Raw genomic sequence first — 20,930 nt, forward strand, 5'->3', positions numbered from 1 at the left:
AATGGAAAAGCCCCGTCTGCACGGGGCTTTTTTCCCTAAACTTCTTCCACGTCCATAACCCCGTCCAGGCTGCGCAGCGCGCCTTTGATCTGGGGAGAGACCGGGAAGTTGTCGCCCAGGATCACCTCGACTTCGCCCGGCAGATCCGGGGCCATCAGGCACAGGTGGATCGGGCCTTTCGCGGCCTTGGCCGCATCGGCGGCGGTGCGTTCCAGCAGGCTTTCGACCGAAATGATGCCGGTGGGGTCGTCGATAAACACGCGCAGGCCATTGGCCTCACCCGCAATTGCGTTATCGACGGGCGTGATCGCACGGGCCAGCAGTTTGAGCTGATCCGCCTCCAGCGTCGCTTCGGCCTGCACCTGCACATTGCTGCCGGTCTCAATGAATTCGCGGCTGGCCTCCAACGCCTCGGAGAAGACAGTGATCTCATAAAGGCCAGTGGGGTCGGACAGCGAGACAAAGGCAAAGCGATTGCCGCGCTGGCTTTTGCGTTCCTGTTTCACCGAAACTGCCCCGGCCATCTTCGCCACAAACGGCCCCTGCTGCACGCGCTGCTCAACCTCTGCAAGCGTCATCACCCCGCGCCGTTTCAGGGCGGGAAGGTAATCGTCCAACGGATGGCCCGAGAAATAGAAGCCAACCGCCTGATGCTCCGCTGCGAGTCGCTCATTCGGCAGCCAATCGGGCGGGTTGGGCAGGCGCGGTTCGGGCAGATCATCGCCCGCATCGCCGAATAGGGACACTTGATCGGACGCCGCCTGATCGTGCACCGCCCCGGAATAGGCGGTCAGCGCATCGAGGCTGTCGATCACCCGGCGGCGGTTGCGGTCGAGTTCATCGAACGCGCCCGCGCGGGCCAGCATTTCAAGCGAGCGTTTGCCGACACGCTTGAGGTCCACGCGGCGGGCGAGGTCGAACAGCGTCGCATAGGGTTTCTCTCCCTGTTCTGTCTGACGGCCCTCGACGATCATCTTCATCGCCTCAACGCCGACATTCTTCAGCGCGCCAAGTGCGTAGAGGATCTTGCCCTCTTTCACCGTGAAGGTCGCGGCAGACCGGTTCACGCAAGGCGGCAGCGTTTCAATGCCAAGCCGGTCAACCTCCTGCTTATACACCCCCAGCTTGTCGGTCAGGTGGATATCGCAATTCATCACGGCAGCCATGAATTCAACCGGATGGTTCGCCTTCAGCCAGGCCGTCTGGTAGCTGACGACCGCATAAGCGGCAGCGTGGGATTTGTTGAAACCGTAGTTGGCGAACTTGTCGAGAAGGTTCCAAACCTCCAGCGCCTTCTGCTCATCCACGCCATTCTCGGCGGCCCCTTTCAGGAACTTCGGACGCTCGGCGTCCATCGCTTCCTGGATCTTCTTACCCATCGCGCGGCGCAGAAGGTCGGCGCCGCCAAGGCTGTAGCCCGCCATTTCCTGCGCGATCTGCATCACCTGTTCCTGGTAAACGATGATGCCCTGCGTCTCGTCAAGGATATGGTCAATCGTCGGATGCAGAAGTTCGCGCTCGGAAATCCCGTTCTTCACCTCGCAGAACTTGGGGATATTCTCCATCGGGCCGGGCCGGTAGAGGGCCACCAGCGCGATGATGTCCTCGATACAGTCTGGCTTCATGCGCCTGAGCGCGTCCATCATGCCCGAGCTTTCCACCTGGAACACGGCGACCGTCTTGGCCGAGGCATAAAGCTCGTAGGTTTTCGCATCGTCCAAGGGGATCGCGTTGGCCTGGTTTTCCGTTCCGGGTTCGGGGGCGTAAAGCTGTGTTCCGTCCGGCCCCTCGTGCAATTGCCGCCCTGAGGCATGGATCAGGTCGATGGCGTTCTGCACAACGGTCAGGGTCTTCAGGCCAAGGAAGTCGAACTTCACCAGCCCCGCCGGCTCAACCCATTTCATGTTGAACTGTGTGGCCGGCATGTCGGAGCGCGGATCGCGGTAAAGCGGCACCAGCTCATCCAGCGGGCGGTCGCCGATCACGACACCAGCGGCGTGGGTGGACGCATTGCGCAGCAGTCCCTCCACCTTCTCCGCATAATCCATCAGGCGCCGTGTCGGGTTCACCTTACCGTCGCGCTTGTCCTGCTCCGTCTCGCGCATTTCTTCCAGGAATCGTGGCTCATCCTTGATGGCCTGCGCGATGCCTACGGGCTTTACGCCTTCAACAGGGATCATCTTCGACAGACGGTCCACCTGCCCGAATGGCATCTGCAAAACACGGCCCACGTCACGCACGGCGGCCTTGGACAACAACGCACCGAAGGTGATGATCTGTCCCACCCGGTCGCGGCCATACTTCTCCTGCACGTAGCGGATCACTTCTTCCCGGCGGTCCATGCAGAAGTCGATGTCGAAGTCGGGCATCGACACGCGCTCGGGGTTCAGGAAGCGCTCGAACAGCAGGCTATAGCGCAACGGATCAAGGTCAGTGATCGTCAGCGCATAGGCCACAAGTGACCCCGCACCCGAGCCACGGCCCGGCCCCACCGGAATGTCGTTGTCCTTCGACCATTGGATGAAGTCGGCCACGATCAGGAAATAGCCCGGAAAGCCCATTCCTTCGATAATCCCCAGCTCAAAATCGAGCCGTTTCTGGTATTCCTCGACCGACACCGCCTGGGGGATCACAGCAAGACGCGCTTGCAAGCCCTCATTGGCCATCCGCCGTAGCTCCGCCACCTCATCATCGGCGAATTTCGGCAGGATCGGATCGTGCGTCTCTGCCCGAAATGCGCAGCGTTGCGCGATCTCAATGGTGTTTTCCAACGCTTCAGGCAGATCGGCAAACAATGCCGCCATTTCCTCAGGTGTCTTGAAATAATGCTGCGGCGTCAGGCGGCGGCGCGGCTCAGACTGGTCGACATAGGCGCCCTGGGCCACGCACAGCATGGCGTCGTGCGCTTCATACATGTCTGACTTAGGGAAATAGACGTCGTTCGTCGCGACAAGTGGCAGGTCCAGCGCGTACGCAAGCTCAACATGGCCCCGCTCTGTCGTCCGTGTGCCGTCATCAGGGTGCCGCTGCAACTCAACATAAAGCCTGTCCGGGTAAATCGCAGAAAGCGTCTTCAACAGGGCCTCTGCCTTGGGCCGCTGCCCGCCCTGTAGATGCATCCCAACAGGCCCATCGGGCCCGCCGCTCAGGCAGATAACGCCGTCCGAATGCGCCTCCAACTCAGGCATGGTTACATGCGGCACGGATCCGTCCCCACGCAGATAGAGCGCGGAGTTCAACTTCATTAAGTTCTCGTACCCTTGCCGATCCTGCGCCAACAGGACCACCGGCGCAGGTGCACGCGGCCGCTCGCCCGGCGCGGCGACCTCGTATTCCACATCGATCTGACAGCCCACAATCGGCTGCACGCCTGCCTTTTTCGCCATTTCCGAGAATTCGAGCGCGCAGAACATGTTGTTTGTGTCCGTCACGGCAACAGCAGGCATGCCTGCATCGGCCACCATGCCGGGCAATTTCTTGACGCGCATAGCGCCTTCAAGAAGCGAATATTCCGTGTGAACGCGAAGATGGATGAATCGTGGGGCAGACATACAGACAGCCTATCTTGCGGCTCGGGAGGCAGAAACCCCAATCTGTGCTGTTTCCACGATTGTTTCCAAACCAGTATCTTGCCGCCGACACCCAGACGCATTTATGCCTTATTTTAGTCACTGTCTGCAAAGTGCGCCCGATGAAAATTGAACTGGAACAAGCGTTTGCGACGCTTGGCGTGCCTGCCAGCGCGTCTGCGTCCGATGTCCGATCTGCCTATCGGACATTGATCCGTCAAAACCACCCCGACCATGTCGCGGGTGATACGTCGGCCGCGACACAACGCCTCGCCGAGATCAATGCCGCCAAGGACCTGATCGACCGCCACCCGGCACCATCACCGCGTCGCCCGGCCGCGCAACAGGCCGCATCCGGCCCGTCCCGGACAGACACCCTGACCCCCGAAGAACAGCGTGCCCGCCGCGAAGCGGAGGCTCGCGCCTTCCGCAAAGCAATGGAATCGCGGGCCCATGCGGAGCTGGAGGCCGAGCGTCGCGCCCGGGCCGCCGCTGAAAAGGCCGCCCACAGGCGCAGCCATTCCCTCGACATGGCAGAAGCGCAAAGGCGCGCATCCGACGAAGCGCGTCGCCAACGCCAGGCCGCCTTCGCCGCAGCTCTGCGCAGTGGCTCCGAGGCAGCTGGCCCCGTGTCCCTGCTTGACCGGCTTCGCTCAATCGGGTCGCGGACATCGGCTGGGATCTGACGCCGCCCTTAATCCAATATCCGACGGGCTCGCTCCCTCAACGCTCCAGTAAGAAAATCGTGTCATTTCGGTCATACCGGGGAGCGGTCGCACCTCTTTCCCCCGGATGAGCTGTATACAACCGCCTGCCACTGCCTGTAGCTACGATCTACCGGACGCCGGGGACTGCGCTCGGACGACTGTAAAAGAATTGTCGGGAAAACCGATCTGATGGACCGTTTTGTAATCAATTCCGTTGTTGCCCTTGGCACCGGACTGTCGCTTGTTCTTATCATCGGCCTGGTGGAACTTCAGCCTGTGGGCGCAAGCACCGATGGCTATGAAACTGTGCTGAGCGCCACGCAGGCCAAACCCTCGAATACCTGAGACAACAGAAAGTTAGCTGATTGGCTATCTTTTTGAATTACGCCATGTTAGTTAGCCATATGGCTAACAATCTTGATCACATCTTTTCTGCGCTGTCAGACCCCACCCGCCGCGCAATCGTTGCGCGCCTTGGTCGGGGCGAGGCCCCGGTAAAAACCCTCGCTGCACCCCATGACATGGCTCTGCCGAGTTTCCTCAAACACATCGACATGTTGGAGCGCGCGGGCCTCGTCCAAAGCCGGAAAGAGGGTCGGGTACGGGTCTGCACCCTTCATCCAGAGGCCTTGGCCGCAGCTGAAACCTGGCTGGACCAACAGCGCAATCTCTGGGCTGGACGGATGGATCGCCTCGGCCGCTTGGCCGAACAAATTGCCAAAGACGAAAGGAACGCCAAATGACAACCGACACCGACACCTTCCATTTCACACGGTCCATGCCTCTGCCGGCGGACCGGATGTGGCATTTGATGACGGACACAACGATGCGGGAAGCCTGGGGCGCGCCTGGGGATCATGTACTTGAGACGATCACCGCTGACATGCGCGTCGGTGGCGTTGAGCGGCACCGGTGCGGCCCCGCCGACAACCCAGAATTCGAGGTCGAAACACGCTGGCTGCATCTCGACGCCCACGCAACTGCCGTCTTCACCGAGCAGATCGAGGCGGGCGGCATGACACTTGGTGCGAGCCTCGTCACATACCGAATAGCTCCGGCCGGAACAGGCTCAACCGTGACGGCCACGGTCGCCGTCTCCTCTTTCGTCGGGCCGGAGATGATTGCAGAATTTAAGGCGGGCTGGGAAGGTGGGCTCGTGAACCTTGTAAAGCTCGCAGATACCCAGGCGGAGGGTGCTTGATGGCAGATACAACTCTCACGCTCAGCGTTGAAACCGGCGCCTCGCCCGCTCAGGTCTGGCGCTGCCTGACGGAGCCGGAGCTTCTGAAGCAATGGTTCGCGCCCGCACCCGTCACGGTGACTGACGCAGAAATCGACCCGACACCCGGCGGTGGATTCCGCACGGTCATGCAAGTGCCCGACATGGGCGAAATGGATGGCGGTTGGGGATGCGTCTTGGTTGCGGACCCGGAAAGGCGGATCGTCTGGACCTCCGCGCTCGGCCCCGGGTTCAAACCGAACCCCGCACCGGGTGAGGGGGCCTTTGCCTTCACCGCGGACACTAGGCTGGCTGAAACGGCTGCGGGATGCACCTATACCGCAACAGTCCTACATGCCTCCGACGCGGACCGCGCCGCACATGAGGCCATGGGCTTTCACGATGGCTGGGGCGCCGCCGCGCAACAATTGGCAGATCTCGCCCGAACGCTTTGAAAGGCTTCCACAAAACCCATGTCCATGGCACCAATGTGCCATGCGATTTGCCCTTTGCCTGACGGCCCTTCTATCCACCCCAGCCGCCGCGTTCCCGGTCGAACGCTGTATCAACCTCGGTGCAGCGATGGAGGCCCCGGTTGAAGGCGATTGGGGCTATGTCATCGAAGAAGACCATATTGCCCGGATTGCAGAGGCCGGGTTCGACACAATCCGCCTGCCCGTCCGCTTTTCGGCCCATTGGGATGCGGAACGGCTTTCGCCACAGATCCTCGCTCGGACCGACCAAGTCATCGGCTGGGCACAGGCCGAGGGCCTGAATGTCATCCTCGACCTGCACCATTTCCGCGAGATGCTGTTCGATCCTGCCAGCCACGCGCGCGACCTTGTCAAAATCTGGCGCGCGCTGGCCGCGCATTACGCAGGCGCGCCGGACAGCCTGATGTTCGAGCTCTTCAACGAACCCGAAGGCGCCTTCACCACAGACCGCGCCATCCCGCTGTTCCAACAGATCATCGCCATGATCCGCGAAACCCACCCCGACCGCTGGATTATCACCGGCGGCGGCAACTGGAACGATCTCGACGAAATGCTGCGCCTGCCTGACCCGGGCCACCGCGAAGTGCGCACCTTCCATTACTACCGCCCTTGGGAATTCACCCACCAACAGGCCGCCTATCTCAGCAACCCGCCCCCGCCCGCCATCTGGGGCAGCGTCGAAGACCGCGCGCAACTGGCCGCCGACATGGCCCGCGCGGGCGACGCCGCAGGGCCGGTTTTACTTGGCGAATTCGGCGTCTATGGCGCCACGGACGCTGACCAACGCCTGAACTGGATTGCCTCCGTCCGTCGCGCGGCCGAGGATCAGGGCCTGCCCTGGTGCTACTGGGGCTTCAGCCAGGGCGAGGTCACGGGCTTTTCCGCCTTCACCCCATCCAGCAATACGTGGGAGCCCGGAATGCTCGATGCATTGGTGCCCTAAGGCTTGAAATTGTGCGGCATCCGCGTTTTCCTGTCCCACAGGCCCAAACCGGGGCCGCCCCTCTACGCCGCATCGAGGGGCGGGTGGCCACCCCAGCGCCAACAAGTAACGCGGCGGGCATGACATCCATGACGATCCGGTTTCTTCTCAACGGAGAACCGCAGGAGGTTGAGGCGGAGCCGACAACCACCCTGCTCGATTGGCTGCGCGAACAGGCACGTCTGACTGGCACGAAAGAAGGCTGCAATGAAGGCGATTGCGGGGCCTGCACGGTCATGGTCACCGACCCCGACGGCGCAGCCCGCAGCCTGAACGCCTGCATCCTGTTTCTGCCACAGCTGCAAGGCCACGCCGTGCGCACCGTTGAAGGCATCGCTGCTCCCGACGGCACGCTCCACCCGGTGCAGCAAGCCATGGTTGAACATCACGGCTCCCAATGCGGCTTCTGCACCCCGGGCTTCATCACCACCATGGCAACAGCGCACCTCAATGGCGCGACCGACCATGCCGATCAGATCGCCGGCAACCTCTGCCGCTGCACCGGCTACGCCCCGATCCTGCGCGCGGCCCAGGCCGCTGCCACCGCGCCCATCCCCGCGCATATGCGCACGGACGCAGCAGCTCTCGCCGCCGCCCCCTTCCTTGTTTCCGAAATACCTCCGGGGGGTCCGGGGGGCAGGCAGCCCCCGCTGCGCCGACCTCTGCCGACGAGCTCGCCGCCTGGTATATGGAAAACCCCGACGCCACGCTGATCGCCGGGGCCACGGATGTGGGACTTTGGGTTACGAAACAGCATCGCGACCTCGGACCGGTGGCCTTTCTCAACCAATGCGCCGACCTGCGCGGGATCGATGTGGATGAGACAACGGTCCGCATCCGCGCAATGACGAACATGGAAGACGTCCGCGCATTGCTGGCGGACCGTCACCCGAGTTTCGCCGAGATGCTGCGCCGCTATGGCTCGGTTCAGGTGCGCAACGCGGCCACCATCGGCGGCAATATCGCCAACGGCTCGCCCATCGGCGACAGCCCGCCCGCGCTGATCGCACTGGGCGCGACGTTGCACCTGCGCAAAGGAGACGCGCGCCGCGACCTGCCCTTGCAGGATTTCTTCCTCGACTATGGCAAACAGGACCGCGCACCCAGCGAATTCGTCGAAGCCGTGTCGTTCCCCGTCCAACCGGATACCTTGCGCGTCTACAAACTCTCGAAACGCTTCGATCAAGACATTTCCGCCGTCTGCGGCGCGTTTAACCTGACCGTCGAGAACGACACCATCTCTGATGCGAAGATCGCCTTCGGTGGCATGGCTGGCATCCCGAAACGCGCCAGCACCGTAGAAGCGGCCCTGATCGACCAGCCCTTGAACGATGCAACCGCGCATACCGCCCTTCCCGCCTTCGCGCAGGACTTCGCGCCGCTTTCAGACATGCGCGCCTCGGCCGATTATCGCCTTCAGGCCGCGCAGAACATGTTGCTGCGCTACGTGGCGGAGATGTCCGGCCAAGCCAGCAATGTTCTGGAGGTGCGACCATGAGTGTGCACAAGCCCCTCCCCCACGACGCCGCACATCTGCACGTCACCGGCGCGGCGCGATATGTCGATGACATCCCCACCCCACCCGATTGCCTGCATCTGGCCTTTGGGCTGAGCCGGGTCGCCAAGGGGCAGATCACGTCGATGGACCTGACCAACTCCTCCTCCGCCAAAGGCGTCATCGCCGTTGTTGCGGGAGCAGACCTCGGCGCGATCCCCGATTGCTCACCCTCAAACCATGACGAGCCGCTGCTTTCCGACGGTGCCATTCACTATGCGGGCCAGCCCCTGTTCATCGTGGCTGCAGACAGCCATCTGAAAGCCCGACGCGCAGCAGCGTTGGCGGAGGTGGAATATTCAGCGGAAACGCCGATCCTGACGCTGGATGACGCCCTCGCGGCGGACAGCCGGTTCGAAGACGGCCCGCGCATCTACGCCAAGGGTGATGTTGAGGCGGCGCTGTCACGGGCCGCCCATGTCATCGAAGGTCAAATCGAGATCGGCGGGCAGGAGCATTTCTACCTCGAAGGCCAGTCGGCCCTCGCCCTGCCGCAAGAAGGTGGGGATATGGTAATCCATTCCTCATCCCAGCACCCGACCGAAATCCAGCACAAGGTCGCCGACGCGCTTGGCGTTCCGATGCACGCGGTCCGTGTCGAGGTCCGCCGCATGGGCGGCGGGTTCGGCGGCAAGGAAAGCCAGGGCAACCATCTTGCGATTGCTTGCGCGATCATGGCCGCGCGCACAGGCCGACCCTGCAAGATGCGCTACGACCGCGACGATGATTTTGTCGTCACCGGCAAACGCCACGACGCGCGCGCGATATATCGCGCGGGCTTCGATGCCGATGGGCGGATCACGGGTGTCGATTTCACCCATCTGATCCGCTGCGGCTGGGCCATGGATTTGTCCCTGCCCGTGGCCGACCGTGCGATGCTCCATGCCGACAACGCCTATCTTCTACCGGCGGCGCGGATCACCTCCCACCGGCTCAAGACCAACACCCAGAGCGCCACGGCGTTCAGGGCTTCGGCGGCCCGCAGGGCATGGTCGGGATCGAGCGCGTCATGGACCATGCAGCGCACGAGATCGGGATGGATCCGGCAGAGATACGGCGCTTGAACTTCTACCGCGCGGCGCAGGCTGAAAATGCGGATGCCTCCGGCGGGCCTTTTCAAGGAACAAAGAAGGGCGGGCGCCTGGACGCGGCCGACCTTGCGGGGCGTGGATCAGTGCGAGTCTCAGGCGGCAGTGGGGGCGCAAAACGCTTCGGCGGCGCGCATTCTCCCGTCGCAGGCGGCGAAAATCCAAACACGACGCCTTATGGGATGAAAGTTGAGGATTTTATCCTGCACGACCTTCAGCACCAGTTATCCGAAGGCTGTTCGTTCGAAAATCGCAAGCAGGCTGTGGATAAGTGGAACGCGGAAAACTTGATCCTGAAACGCGGCATTGCGCTCACGCCTGTGAAGTTCGGCATCTCCTTCACGCTCACCCACCTCAACCAGGCGGGCGCTTTGGTGCATGTCTACCAGGATGGCTCCATTCACATGAACCACGGCGGGACGGAGATGGGCCAGGGCCTGTTCCAGAAGGTGGCCCAAGTGGCCGCTGACCGGTTCGGGGTCGATGTCGGTCACGTGAAAATCACCGCAACCGATACGGGCAAGGTGCCCAACACCTCGGCCACGGCGGCATCGTCGGGCACCGACCTCAACGGCATGGCCGTGAAGGCCGCCTGCGACACCATCCGGGATCGGATCGCCGAAGTCGTCGCCCCCGAATTGCAGGCCGAGCCCGACCAAATGATCTTCGCCGGGGGCGAAGTGCGCGCGGGATCCGCCGCCATGCCGTTCAAGGACGCCGTCACCAAAGCCTACATGGCCCGTGTCAGCCTCAGCGCGACGGGCTTCTACAAGACCCCCAAGATCGAATGGGACCGCATCAAAGGCCAGGGCCGCCCGTTTTTCTATTTCGCCTATGGCGCGGCCTGTTCCGAGGTCGTGATCGACACGCTCACGGGCGAGAACCGCATCCTGCGCACCGACATCCTTCACGATGCGGGCACTTCTCTGAACCCCGCGCTCGACATCGGGCAAGTGGAAGGCGGTTTTGTGCAAGGCGCGGGTTGGCTGACGATGGAGGAACTGGTCTGGGACGCGCACGGCACACTCAAAACCCACGCGCCGTCCACCTACAAGATCCCCTGCGCCTCCGACGCTCCAGAAATCTTCAACGTCGCGCTCTACGACGGCGCCAACCGCGAAGATACAATCTACCGCTCCAAGGCCGTGGGGGAGCCGCCGTTCATGCTCGGCATCTCCGTCTTTTCCGCGCTCGGCCATGCCTGCGCGGCGGTTGGTCCGAACTTCCCAGACCTGCAAGCCCCAGCAACGCCCGAAGCCATCCTCGCCGCGGTCGGGCGCGCCAGGGCTTAGGCATGGCGGACGAGATCACAGTCACCGTCTGCAACACCCGCGGCTCGGTTCCCCGAGAGGTCGGCGCAACCTTGCATGTGGGCGCAAACTATATCGACGGCACCATAGGCGGCGGCGCGCTGGAGTGGGAGGCGATCCGCCTCGCCCGCCAGATGCTGGCCGATGGAACGCAACAGATGCAGCGCAGCTTCCCCCTTGGCCCCGATCTGGGCCAATGCTGCGGCGGGGCAGTCACCCTTGATTTCATCGCTGGCGCGCAAGGCATTGAGCCTTCCGACCCGCCCATCTGGATCTGGGGGGCGGTCATGTGGGCCGCGCCATTGCCGCAACGCTTGCCCCGTTCGAGGCGCACCAAATCACCCTGATCGACGATGCATCTGAGCGTCTGCCAGCACCGCTTCCGCCACGGGTCACGCCCCTTGTCGCCGCTGACATGCCGCGCGCGGTGGCCCATGCGCGCAAAGATGCGCGCCATTACATCGTCACCTATTCCCATGACATCGACCTGGCCCTCTGCGACGCCCTCTTGCGACACGGCTTTACAAGCTGTGGTCTGATCGGCTCGGCCACCAAATGGGCGCGCTTTCGCAAACGGCTCGCCCAGATGGGCCATTCCGATGCACAAATATCGCGCATTCAGTGCCCAATTGGGGACCCAAACCTTGGCAAACACCCCCAAGCCATTGCGATTGGGGTGGCCGCACGGCTACTTGATGGGCAAATGCCACAAGAATCGGCACATGCTGCGCCAACGTCTGGGGGGACATGACCGCGCCACTTCTCGATCTCCGGGGGCTGACCAAGGCCTATCCCGGCGTCATCGCGAATGACGACGTATCTTTTGCGATTCAACCGGGCGAAGTCCACGCGTTGCTGGGTGAGAATGGGGCCGGCAAATCAACCCTGGTGAAGATGATCTACGGGCTGGTGAAGCCCGACAGCGGCACCATGGCACTGAACGACGCACCCTACACCCCGGCTGAGCCACGTGCGGCCCGCGCACAAGGTGTGGCCATGGTCTTCCAGCATTTCAGCCTGTTCGAAGCCCTCTCCGTTGCCGAAAACATCGCCCTCGGCATGGAAAACCCGCCCAAACCGCGCGACCTCAGCGCCCGCATTCGGGACGTCAGCCAAGCTTATGGCCTGCCGCTCGATCCCGAAAGCCTCGTGGGCGACCTCTCAGCAGGTGAACGCCAGCGAGTGGAGATAATCCGTTGCCTGCTTCAGGACCCCAAACTGCTTATCATGGATGAGCCGACCTCGGTCCTGACACCGCAAGAGGTGGAAATCCTCTTCCACACCCTCCGCAAGCTCAGTGCTGAAGGCACCGCGATCCTCTATATCTCCCACAAACTCGAAGAAATCCGCGCGCTCTGTGATGCTGCCACGATTCTGCGTCTTGGTAAGGTCGTGGGTGCCTGCGACCCAAAACAAACCTCTGCCGCGCAGATGGCCGAGATGATGGTGGGCAAATCGCTGGCCCAACCGGGCCGCGATGCGTCGGACCCCGGCGAGGTTCTGCTGAAGGCCACCGACCTCTCCCTGCCCGCTGCCTCCGCCTTTGGCACACCGCTCCGCGACATCAGTTTTGAGGTTCGCGCAGGCGAAATCCTGGGCATTGGCGGGGTCGCGGGCAATGGCCAGGATGAACTCCTCGCCGTCCTCTCGGGCGAACGCGCGACGCCGCGCGGCGCGGTCGAATTCAACGGCGCAGACCTTGCCACGCTGCCACCCGAGGCTCGGCGCGGCATCGGCATTCTGTCTGCTCCAGAAGAGCGTCTTGGCCACGCAGCCGCCCCGGACATGACCCTGACCGAGAACGCGGTTCTCACCGGCGCGACTCGCAAAGGTCTGGCAAAGAACGGTTTTATCAGCTGGGGCCGCGCCCGCGCCTTCGCGGATGAGATCATTGGGCGTTTCGATGTGCGCACCCCCGGCAACCATGTGGCCGCCCGCGCGCTATCGGGGGGCAATCTGCAAAAATACGTCGTCGGGCGCGAGATCCTGCAGGATCCCGTGGTGCTCGTCATCAATCAGCCCACATGGGGCGTCGATGCTTCTGCGGCTGCTGATATCCGGCAGGCGCTGTTGGACCTTGCCCAGAACGGCGCGGCGGTGATTGTCATCTCTCAGGACCTCGACGAACTTCTAGAAATCTCGGACCGGTTCTGCGCGCTGAACGAAGGTCGCCTCAGCGATCCACTCCCCGCCCGTGGCCTCAGCATGGAGGAAATCGGCCTCATGCTCGGTGGCGCCCACGGGATGCAGGAGGCCGCGATATGATCCGCCTCGAAAAACGCCCTACCCCCTCGCGTGCTTGGTCGCTTGGCACGCCGATCCTCGCCGTGATCCTGACGATGATCGCAGGCGGCGCGATGTTTGCAGCCCTGGGCCAGGACCCGTTTGAAACCATCCGCGTGATCTTCTGGGATCCACTCTTTCACGAACGTTTCGCCGGCTTCTCGCGCCCACAATTATTGGTGAAAGCGGGGCCCCTGATCCTGATTGCCATCGGTCTGTCGCTCGGCTTCCGCGCGGGTATCTGGAACATCGGGGCCGAGGGGCAATATATCGTCGGCACCTTGGCGGGTGCCGCCTTTGGCCTCGCCTTCTACCCCTCTGAATCCCCACTGCTCTTTCCCGGAATGGTCCTTGCGGGGCTGCTTGGCGGATGGCTTTGGGCGATGATCCCGGCGCTTTTGAAGGTCTTCGCCAACACCAACGAAATCCTCGTCTCGCTCCTGCTGGTCTATGCGGCCGAGGCGATGCTGGCCTCCGCCGCGACGGGCTGGTTGCGCAACCCCGAAGGCCAAGGCTTCCCGGGATCCCGCAACCTCAGCCGCCATCCCGGCACGGACAATCCTGAGCTTTTTGCAGGCACCGGCATCCATTGGGGCGTCCTTGCCGCGTTCATTGCCGTGATTGCCGCCTATGTCCTGTTTCAGCGGCACATGTTCGGCTACCAGATCAAGCTGGCCGGACAGGCCCCGCGCGCCGCGCGGTTCTCGGGCGTCAATCCGGGGCGGCTGGTAATCCTGTGCCTCGGCATCTCTGGCGCGCTGGCGGGCGCGGCGGGCCTGTTCGAGGTCTCGGGCCCCGCTGGCCAGATCACCATCGACTTCAACGTGGGCTACGGCTTTACGGCGATCATTGTGGCCTTCCTCGGCCGCCTGCACCCCATCGGCATCCTCTTCGCGGGTCTCTTGATGGCGCTGACCTATATTGGCGGCGAGCTGGCGCAACTGATCCTGCAAGTCCCCGCCCCCGCCATTCAGGCGTTTCAGGGGATGCTGCTGTTCTTCCTTCTGGCGCTGGACGTCTTGTCGAACTACCGCGTCCGGTTCGGACGGGAGGGTGTGGCATGACCCCTATCCTTCGCGATGCCCTGCTGTTCATCGTCGCGGCCGTTGCCGCGCATTTCCTGCTGATCGGACCCCTCTTTGCCTTCATGATCGTCACTGGCGGGGCTGCCGTTGCCGTACCAATTCTCGTCGTGATCCTCGCTGCAGCTTTTGCCATCGATCATTTCGCGATCCGCCGCTCCGGGCGCGCGGGTTGGCTGCTGACCGCCCCGGTCCTTGGGCTGTGCGCCAACGTGGCGTTTCTAGTTCTGACAACGCCGGAGCCAGGCCTATGACGGACGCCCAGTTTCGCCCCTTTGAACCCCGCGATCTGCCCTGGACCGCTTTTGGCCTCGCGTTCGGCATGTTTTATGGCGCGATGACCATCGCGATCATCACCGTCCTGGGGATGGGAACACTGGTTATCCTCATGGTCGGCTTGCCTTTCCTTATTCTCCAAATGGCGGTGATCTTCGGCTTTGATGCCTTCCTGAAATGGCGACGCCGGAATGACCCTCCGCCACCGCCCATAGCCTGGCTTCGCCACCATGCCGTGTCGATCGGGGCCGCGACCGGCGCGGCGCTCATGCTGATCTGGGTCTTTGTCGGACGCGTGGTCACATGATCATCGATCCCATCACCCTGATCGTGGCGCTGATCACCATCTCCACCCCCGTGCTTCTCGCCGCTCTGGGTGAGCTGGTCGTCGAGAAATCCGGCGTCCTGAACCTCGGCGTTGAAGGCATGATGATCATGGGCGCCGTTTGCGGTTTCATCGTCGCCAATCAAACGGGCTCGCCCACACTGGCCTTCCTCGCCGGGATGGCAGGGGCCGCGGCCCTGTCGTTCATCTTCGCCGTCCTGACGCAGTTCCTGATGTCCAATCAGGTGGCGACGGGGCTTGCCCTCACCCTCTTCGGCCTTGGCCTCGCAGCCCTTCTGGGCGTGGGGTATGAGGGGCAGCCGATCCCCGAGGTGGCCAAGCCACTGCCAGCCGCACTGGCCGAACTGCCCGTCATCGGCCCGATCCTGTTCAGCCATGATCTTGTGACCTACATCGCCATTGCGTCGGTCTTTGCCATCTGGTTCGTGTTCAAACATACCCGTATCGGCCTGATCCTGCGGGCCGTCGGTGAAAGCCATGATGCAGCCCATGCCTTGGGCTACAAGGTCGTGCGCATCCGTATCCTCGCCATCCTGTTCGGCGGCGCCATGGCGGGCCTGGGCGGCGCGTTCCTGTCCGTTGTCTATGTCGAAAACTGGGTACAGGGCATGACCGCAGGCGCCGGCTGGATCGCCCTGGCGTTGGTGGTGTTTGCCGCGTGGAAGCCCGGCCGCGTCCTCTTCGGCGCCTGGCTTTTCGGCGGCATCGCCGCTCTGCAACTCCGCCTGCAAGCGGCAGAGGTCGGCGTGCCCGTGGCCCTGCTTGATGCCTCGCCGTATCTCGTGACCATTCTCGTGCTGGTCGTCATGTCGTCCGATCGGGCGCGGGCCGCCTTGAACGCCCCGGCAGCCCTGGGCAAAACCTTCCACGCGAGCGGCTGACCGGATGGCGCGCAGCGATATCATAGCCATCCTGGACGGCGAGCATCCCCGCGTCGGGCGCGGCGTGGCCCTGTTCATCTACGGGCTGATCTGCGCCTCTGCCGTGGTGATTGCGCTGGAAACCCTGCCGGACCTCAGCCCGGCCATGAACACATCGCTTGTGATCGCCGAAATCGTCATCCTCGGCGTCTTCATCGTGGAATACGGCCTGCGGCTGACCTGTTCCGAAAAACCCTTGCGCTATGCGTTCAGCTTTTGGGGCATCATCGACTTTCTCGCGATTGTGCCTGCGATCCTGTTCCTGCTGCCGGATTTCACCACGATCCGCGCGATCCGCCTTCTGCGCATCCTGCGCCTGCTCAAGCTGTTCAAAGCCAATGCCGCCCTTGAACGCATCTCAGCCGCGATCGAACGGGCCAAGGCGGAATTCGCCATCTTCTTCTTCATCGCCGTGGTTGCGCTCTATCTCGCGGCCGTCGGCATCTACCATTTCGAACATGAGGCGCAGCCAGACGGCTTCTCCTCAATCCCGGAAAGCCTGTGGTGGGCCATCGCGACCCTGACAACCGTGGGATATGGGGATGTCTACCCCATCACCACGGGGGGCGCATCTTCACCGGGCTTGTCCTGCTGATCGGCATCGGCATTGTTGCCGTGCCCGCAGGCCTTGTCACAGCCGCCCTGACCGAGGCGCGGCCTGACGACAGCACCAAACCAAATGAGACCAAATCCAACGGAGAGGATAATCCATGAAACTGACAACCCGATTGCTCGCCAGCGCCGCACTTGCGACCGCGGCCCTGACAGGCACCGCCACAGCCGACGGACACGACCCGTTCAACGTCGGCTTCGTCTATATCGGCACCCCCGGTGACTATGGCTGGACCTATGAGCATGACCAGGGCCGCCTAGCCATCGAAGAAGCCTTCGGCGACAGTGTCGAGACCAGCTTTATCGAAAATGTCCCAGAAGGCCCGGACGCTGAGCGTGTGATGACACAGATGATCCTGAACGGCGCGGACATGATCTTCACCACCTCCTTCGGGTACGGCGAGGCCACAAACGCGGTCGCGGGCCAGTTCCCCGATGTGGTGTTCGAACACGCGACGGGCTACCTGCGCGAACATCCCAACGTGTCCACATACTCTGCGCGATTTTATGAAGGCCGTGCCGTAATCGGGCACATCGCGGGCCACATGACCGAAAGTAACATTGTGGGCTACATCGCCTCCTATCCGATCCCCGAAGTGATCCGCGGCATTAACTCGGCCTACTTGCACGCGCGTGAAGTGAACCCCGATGTCGAATTCCGCGTGGTTTGGGTCTACACTTGGTTCGACCCGGCGGTTGAAGGCGACGCGGCACAGGCGCTTATCGATGCAGGCGCTGACGTGATCATGCAGCACACCGATTCCACAGCCCCACAAGCCGTTGCGGAAGAGGCTGGGATCCTATCCTTTGGCCAGGCCTCCGACATGTTCCAGTTCGCCCCACGACCGCGCATCGCGTCGATTATCGACGATTGGGCACCTTACTATGTGCGCCGCGTCGGTGAGGCGATGGAAGGCACATGGGAGCAGTCCGACACATGGGAAGGCATGCCCGAGGGCATGGTTGTGATCGGTGAGATGACGGACGCGATCCCGGAAGAGGTCCGCGCCTCGGCCCAGGGCATGATCGATGCGATCACCGCGGGCGAATATCACCCGTTCACCGGCCCGATCAATCGCCAGGACGGCACAGCGTGGCTGGCCGAAGGCGAAGTGGCGGATGACGGCACGCTGGCGGGGATGGACTTCTATGTCGAAGGCATCACGGGCGAGATCCCGAACTGATCACCCCCGATCACGCATCTCAAACGGCCCGCACATCGTGGGCCGTTTTTCTTTGCAGTACATGAGGGGTTGCGCCGGCTTCGCCGTCGCCGGGGGCGGGCGCGCGGGCCTTGCGGCCCGCGCGCCCGCCAGACCCAATCGCTTGCCGATGCACACAATTGATCCTTCGTCACCCACCTAAACTGCAACCGCTGTCCATGGCAGCTAATGCAGGTTTTTTGCATTTTCATGGAACAAAGATGGACGGTTTTCACGCTCCTTTAACCATGGTGGACAATGCTGCAGAGGCGGAACAGCCAGGCATGGCGATGGCCGTGAACGAAGATGGCGCATCCTCTGCCCGCGAAGCCCTTTGGGATAGGGGCGGAGGATGACCGTCCTGCGCCCGTTCCGCGCATCTTTGTTCCATGAAAATGCAAGACGCCATTGCCACCCCCACCATGTCGCTGAAAACAATACGACCGCGCGCGCGGCCCCGTCAGGGGCGCGCGCGCCAGGTCCGGCGAGCCAATGCGCGACAGCGCAGTGCGAGGCGGAGCCCCCTTGCTTGCCGGCGCACCCCGTGCGACGCAAACCGGCATGACCTATGATTTTCTCGTGATCGGTGGCGGCATTGCGGGCACCTCTGCAGGCGCACAATTGGCGCAGCTTGGCAGCGTTTGCCTGCTCGAAGCCGAAGGCGCGCTCGCCTATCACAGCTCAGGCCGATCCGCCGCACTCTATGAGGCGCAATACGGCCTTCCCTCGACCGTTGCTCTGAACCTTGCCTCAAGAACCGCGCACGAAACGCTGGACGGCGGGCTGCTCACGCCGCGTGGGCTGATGCTGCTGGCCACGCAAGGCGATGAAGACGCCTTCGCAAACGATTGCACCAAGATGCATCTCACCCCGCTGAGCCCGGCTGAGGCACATGGCATGGTGCCAATCCTCGACACCGCCCACGTCACCACCGCCGCATATCATTCCGAGGCCTGGGACATCGACACCGACAGTATGGTTCAGCATTACGCCCGCCAGATCCGCAACAACGGCGCGCTGGAAACCGCGGCCCGCGTCCGCAAAATCACACGCACCGTAACCGGCTGGCAGGTCACAACCGAAACCACCCCCTATGAGGCACGCACCCTTGTCAACGCGGCAGGTGCCTGGGCCGACCAGATCGCGGCCCTAGCGGGCATCCCGCCCATCGGCCTCACACCCTACCGCCGCTCCATGGCGCGGATGCCTGCGCCGGGTGGCCATGACGTCTCGCGCTGGCCCATGCTCTTTGGCGTGAACGAAAGCTGGTATGCCAAGCCCGACGCAGGCGCATGGCTGGTCTCTCCGGCCGAGGAAGACCCCGCCGACCCCCACGATGCCTTCACCGACGATCTCACCCTCGCCGAAGGCATTGCCCTCTATCAGCCCTTCGTCACCGAAGAGGTCACGCGCGTGACCTCCTCCTGGGCCGGTCTGCGGACTTTCGCCCCCGATCGCAGCCTTGTCATCGGGCCAGAGCCTGCCGACCCCAACTTCCTCTGGTTTGCAGGCCAGGGCGGCTACGGGTTCCAGACCGCACCTGCGGCCTCGGCCCTGCTCGCCGACCTCGTTGCGGGCCGCGCGCCGGTGCTCGACAGGGGAACCGTGGCCTCCCTTTCCCCGTCACGATTGCGCTAGGTGCGGAAACCCCGCGCTTGCAGCCGCGGCCCATGGGCTTATCTTGGCCCCTAACCCAACATGGAGAGAGACATGACCCATCTCATCCTCCGCGCTGCCTGTATCGCGGCGCTGACGATCCTTCCCGCCACCGCCGCCCTGGCGCAGTCCGAGCTTGACCGGTTCGAAGCCGCGAGTGAGCGTGTGACGGCCCTCACCTACCAGGGCATCGCCGCCCAATACGGCGTCGCCGCCGATGTCTTCCCCGACACCGCCTGGGACCGCCCCATGCGCCGGGCCGGGCGCTGCATCCTGCGCGCCTATGAGGGGGAGGTTGGCGCGGATGGCGTGGCCGTGTTCCTGTCCGGCTTCGAGACCGCCGTTCAATCCGCCTCGCCCAACGATATTCTCGGCGGCTCCTTTTCGGGCCAACTGCCCGACGGGCTTACCCCGCAGCGCCAACAACAGATCCAAAGCGAATGCGGAATGCTGGAGCTTGAGATGACACGCCTCGCCGAATCCGGCGTGTTGCAGGCCCTGCAAAACCAATGATCCGCCCACTCGCCATCGGGGCCGCCCTGGCCCTGTTGCCGCTCACCGCCTCGGCGCAATCCACGTTCGACCGGTTTCAAGCGGTTGCCGAAGCCATGAACGCCATGATGAACGACGCGTTCGTGGCAGAAATCCCGGCGCTCGAAGGCAATCTGCCCGCCCCGGAATGGGACGAGCCGATGCTCGCCGCCTATAGCTGCATGTACGATGGCTATGTCGGGCGCGTCGGTGAAGAGCCTGTCGCCGATATGGTGACCGAGATGGAAGAGATGCTGGAAAGCATCGATCCCGTCGTGTTGATCGAAGGCGGCGCGGCGGTTGAGAACCCCGCAGGCATTTCCGATGACGAGGCGCTTCAAATCGTGACGGATTGCGGCCTGATGGAGGTCTACATGGCCCGTATGGCCGAATCTGGCGCCATGCAAATCCTGATGCAACAGCAGTGACCGATACGCCGCCCAAGCGTGGGCCCGACACGGGCTATGCGGGGGGCGAATATGCCGATGGCCGTTTGTCGGCTCCGGCCGCTCTGCGAAACCGAGACCACCTGACGACAGCATTGGCAGAAATCGCGCCCGCCAAAGGCCGCGCGCTTGAAATCGCATCTGGCACCGGCGAGCACGTGATCCGCTTTGCCCCTGCCATGCCGGGGCTGATCTGGCAGCCCACCGATCCTGCCCCGGATCGCCGCGCCTCCATCACCGCCTGGGTCAAGGCGGAACCATCCCCCAATATCGCACCGCCGCTCCCGCTGGATGCCTGCACCTCCGGTTGGGCGGCAACCCACGGCCCGGCTGACCTGATCTTTCTGGCCAACCTCCTGCACCTAGTCACAGAGGTCGAGGCACAGACCTGTCTGACCGAGATGCCGCAAGCCCTTGCGCCTGAGGGCCGCGCAGCCGTCTACGGCCCCTTCCTGCGCGACGGCCGGACCACCAGCGACGGCGATACGGCATTTGACGCGCGCATCCGGGCGGAGCATCCGGAACGTGGCTACAAAGACCTGGAATGGGTGCGCGACATATGGGCCAGCGCGGGCCTGATCCCCGACGCACCGCGCGCCATGCCCGCAAACAACCTGCTGTTGGTGGCCCGCAAGCCGGCCTAGGCGCCCGC

19 protein-coding genes and 3 pseudogenes are annotated in these 20,930 nt (G+C 63.2%); 21 read left to right on the forward strand and 1 reads right to left on the reverse strand.

Features of this window, described 5'->3' with window-relative positions; all coding sequences use genetic code 11:
- Positions 1–35: 35 nt before the first annotated feature.
- Positions 36–3,551, reverse strand: coding sequence for a DNA polymerase III subunit alpha (gene dnaE / locus ACZ1HK_RS09215; protein WP_472628470.1), 3,516 nt, complete (start codon positions 3,549–3,551; stop codon positions 36–38).
- Positions 3,552–3,691: 140 nt separating this feature from the next.
- On the opposite strand from dnaE, the gene ACZ1HK_RS09220 reads away from it, so the two are divergent.
- From ACZ1HK_RS09220 to ACZ1HK_RS09320, 21 genes and pseudogenes are all read left to right on the forward strand, one after another.
- Entirely contained in the window at positions 3,692–4,255 is a 564-nt protein-coding gene (locus tag ACZ1HK_RS09220; RefSeq protein WP_472628471.1) for a J domain-containing protein, read from the forward strand.
- 210 nt (positions 4,256–4,465) lie between these two features.
- Entirely contained in the window at positions 4,466–4,621 is a 156-nt protein-coding gene (locus tag ACZ1HK_RS09225) for a hypothetical protein (protein WP_472628472.1), read from the forward strand.
- A gap of 59 nt (positions 4,622–4,680) precedes the next feature.
- A complete protein-coding gene (locus ACZ1HK_RS09230; protein ID WP_472628473.1) occupies positions 4,681–5,019 on the forward strand; it encodes an ArsR/SmtB family transcription factor in 339 nt (112 codons plus the stop codon).
- Complete coding sequence (locus tag ACZ1HK_RS09235) at positions 5,016–5,477, forward strand: SRPBCC domain-containing protein (protein ID WP_472628474.1); 462 nt, start codon at positions 5,016–5,018, stop codon at positions 5,475–5,477. The genes ACZ1HK_RS09230 and ACZ1HK_RS09235 overlap by 4 nt, the downstream gene beginning before the upstream one ends.
- On the forward strand, positions 5,477–5,950 hold the full coding sequence (locus ACZ1HK_RS09240; RefSeq protein WP_472628475.1) for an SRPBCC domain-containing protein: 474 nt from the start codon (positions 5,477–5,479) through the stop codon (positions 5,948–5,950). The genes ACZ1HK_RS09235 and ACZ1HK_RS09240 overlap by 1 nt, the downstream gene beginning before the upstream one ends.
- Before the next feature lie 40 nt (positions 5,951–5,990).
- Positions 5,991–6,932, forward strand: a complete 942-nt coding sequence (locus ACZ1HK_RS09245) for a glycoside hydrolase family 5 protein (RefSeq protein ID WP_472628476.1) — start codon at positions 5,991–5,993, stop codon at positions 6,930–6,932.
- A gap of 128 nt (positions 6,933–7,060) precedes the next feature.
- Positions 7,061–8,469: pseudogene (gene xdhA / locus ACZ1HK_RS09250) on the forward strand (xanthine dehydrogenase small subunit).
- Positions 8,466–10,906 (forward strand): annotated as a pseudogene (locus ACZ1HK_RS09255) (xanthine dehydrogenase molybdopterin binding subunit). Before xdhA ends, ACZ1HK_RS09255 begins: the two co-directional pseudogenes overlap by 4 nt.
- 2 nt (positions 10,907–10,908) lie before the next feature.
- A pseudogene (xdhC, locus tag ACZ1HK_RS09260) lies at positions 10,909–11,675 on the forward strand (xanthine dehydrogenase accessory protein XdhC).
- Positions 11,672–13,189, forward strand: coding sequence for an ABC transporter ATP-binding protein (locus ACZ1HK_RS09265; RefSeq protein WP_472628477.1), 1,518 nt, complete (start codon positions 11,672–11,674; stop codon positions 13,187–13,189). The pseudogene xdhC and the gene ACZ1HK_RS09265 overlap by 4 nt, the downstream one beginning before the upstream one ends.
- Positions 13,186–14,271 carry an ABC transporter permease gene (locus ACZ1HK_RS09270; RefSeq protein WP_472628478.1) on the forward strand — a complete coding sequence of 362 codons (1,086 nt, stop codon included), beginning with the start codon at positions 13,186–13,188 and terminating at the stop codon, positions 14,269–14,271. Before ACZ1HK_RS09265 ends, ACZ1HK_RS09270 begins: the two co-directional genes overlap by 4 nt.
- Positions 14,268–14,543, forward strand: coding sequence for a hypothetical protein (locus ACZ1HK_RS09275; RefSeq protein ID WP_472628479.1), 276 nt, complete (start codon positions 14,268–14,270; stop codon positions 14,541–14,543). Before ACZ1HK_RS09270 ends, ACZ1HK_RS09275 begins: the two co-directional genes overlap by 4 nt.
- Positions 14,540–14,872, forward strand: coding sequence for a hypothetical protein (locus ACZ1HK_RS09280; protein ID WP_472628480.1), 333 nt, complete (start codon positions 14,540–14,542; stop codon positions 14,870–14,872). The genes ACZ1HK_RS09275 and ACZ1HK_RS09280 overlap by 4 nt, the downstream gene beginning before the upstream one ends.
- The gene (locus ACZ1HK_RS09285) at positions 14,869–15,792 is read left to right on the forward strand and encodes an ABC transporter permease (RefSeq protein WP_472628481.1); all 924 of its coding nucleotides are present in this window, start codon (positions 14,869–14,871) and stop codon (positions 15,790–15,792) included. The genes ACZ1HK_RS09280 and ACZ1HK_RS09285 overlap by 4 nt, the downstream gene beginning before the upstream one ends.
- A 4-nt stretch (positions 15,793–15,796) precedes the next feature.
- Entirely contained in the window at positions 15,797–16,426 is a 630-nt protein-coding gene (locus ACZ1HK_RS09290) for an ion transporter (protein ID WP_472628482.1), read from the forward strand.
- Positions 16,427–16,541: 115 nt separating this feature from the next.
- Positions 16,542–17,627, forward strand: coding sequence for a BMP family ABC transporter substrate-binding protein (locus tag ACZ1HK_RS09295; protein WP_472628483.1), 1,086 nt, complete (start codon positions 16,542–16,544; stop codon positions 17,625–17,627).
- Positions 17,628–17,785: 158 nt separating this feature from the next.
- Positions 17,786–18,001 carry a hypothetical protein gene (locus tag ACZ1HK_RS09300; protein WP_472628484.1) on the forward strand — a complete coding sequence of 72 codons (216 nt, stop codon included), beginning with the start codon at positions 17,786–17,788 and terminating at the stop codon, positions 17,999–18,001.
- Positions 18,002–18,206: 205 nt separating this feature from the next.
- Positions 18,207–19,283, forward strand: a complete 1,077-nt coding sequence (locus ACZ1HK_RS09305) for an NAD(P)/FAD-dependent oxidoreductase (RefSeq protein WP_472628485.1) — start codon at positions 18,207–18,209, stop codon at positions 19,281–19,283.
- Between the two features lie 72 nt (positions 19,284–19,355).
- On the forward strand, positions 19,356–19,814 hold the full coding sequence (locus ACZ1HK_RS09310; protein ID WP_472628486.1) for a hypothetical protein: 459 nt from the start codon (positions 19,356–19,358) through the stop codon (positions 19,812–19,814).
- Entirely contained in the window at positions 19,811–20,260 is a 450-nt protein-coding gene (locus tag ACZ1HK_RS09315; RefSeq protein ID WP_472628487.1) for a hypothetical protein, read from the forward strand. Before ACZ1HK_RS09310 ends, ACZ1HK_RS09315 begins: the two co-directional genes overlap by 4 nt.
- Complete coding sequence (locus tag ACZ1HK_RS09320) at positions 20,257–20,922, forward strand: DUF938 domain-containing protein (RefSeq protein ID WP_472628488.1); 666 nt, start codon at positions 20,257–20,259, stop codon at positions 20,920–20,922. The genes ACZ1HK_RS09315 and ACZ1HK_RS09320 overlap by 4 nt, the downstream gene beginning before the upstream one ends.
- The last annotated feature ends 8 nt before the right edge of the window (positions 20,923–20,930 follow it).

The sequence above is a fragment of the Gymnodinialimonas sp. JB5-7 genome, assembly GCF_055693405.1.

Bases quoted from the DNA above. Each gene is read 5' to 3' on its own strand.
- ACZ1HK_RS09220 (WP_472628471.1), top strand. From the start codon at position 3,692: ATGAAAATTGAACTGGAACAAGCGTTTGCGACGCTTGGCGTGCCTGCC.
- ACZ1HK_RS09275 (WP_472628479.1), top strand. From the start codon at position 14,268: ATGACCCCTATCCTTCGCGATGCCCTGCTGTTCATCGTCGCGGCCGTT.
- ACZ1HK_RS09270 (WP_472628478.1), top strand. From the start codon at position 13,186: ATGATCCGCCTCGAAAAACGCCCTACCCCCTCGCGTGCTTGGTCGCTT.
- ACZ1HK_RS09280 (WP_472628480.1), top strand. From the start codon at position 14,540: ATGACGGACGCCCAGTTTCGCCCCTTTGAACCCCGCGATCTGCCCTGG.
- ACZ1HK_RS09225 (WP_472628472.1), top strand. From the start codon at position 4,466: ATGGACCGTTTTGTAATCAATTCCGTTGTTGCCCTTGGCACCGGACTG.
- ACZ1HK_RS09295 (WP_472628483.1), top strand. From the start codon at position 16,542: ATGAAACTGACAACCCGATTGCTCGCCAGCGCCGCACTTGCGACCGCG.
- ACZ1HK_RS09240 (WP_472628475.1), top strand. From the start codon at position 5,477: ATGGCAGATACAACTCTCACGCTCAGCGTTGAAACCGGCGCCTCGCCC.
- ACZ1HK_RS09230 (WP_472628473.1), top strand. From the start codon at position 4,681: ATGGCTAACAATCTTGATCACATCTTTTCTGCGCTGTCAGACCCCACC.
- ACZ1HK_RS09315 (WP_472628487.1), top strand. From the start codon at position 19,811: ATGATCCGCCCACTCGCCATCGGGGCCGCCCTGGCCCTGTTGCCGCTC.
- ACZ1HK_RS09290 (WP_472628482.1), top strand. From the start codon at position 15,797: ATGGCGCGCAGCGATATCATAGCCATCCTGGACGGCGAGCATCCCCGC.
- ACZ1HK_RS09235 (WP_472628474.1), top strand. From the start codon at position 5,016: ATGACAACCGACACCGACACCTTCCATTTCACACGGTCCATGCCTCTG.
- ACZ1HK_RS09305 (WP_472628485.1), top strand. From the start codon at position 18,207: ATGACCTATGATTTTCTCGTGATCGGTGGCGGCATTGCGGGCACCTCT.
- ACZ1HK_RS09265 (WP_472628477.1), top strand. From the start codon at position 11,672: ATGACCGCGCCACTTCTCGATCTCCGGGGGCTGACCAAGGCCTATCCC.
- ACZ1HK_RS09245 (WP_472628476.1), top strand. From the start codon at position 5,991: ATGCGATTTGCCCTTTGCCTGACGGCCCTTCTATCCACCCCAGCCGCC.
- ACZ1HK_RS09310 (WP_472628486.1), top strand. From the start codon at position 19,356: ATGACCCATCTCATCCTCCGCGCTGCCTGTATCGCGGCGCTGACGATC.
- dnaE (WP_472628470.1), bottom strand. From the start codon at position 3,551: ATGTCTGCCCCACGATTCATCCATCTTCGCGTTCACACGGAATATTCG.
- ACZ1HK_RS09285 (WP_472628481.1), top strand. From the start codon at position 14,869: ATGATCATCGATCCCATCACCCTGATCGTGGCGCTGATCACCATCTCC.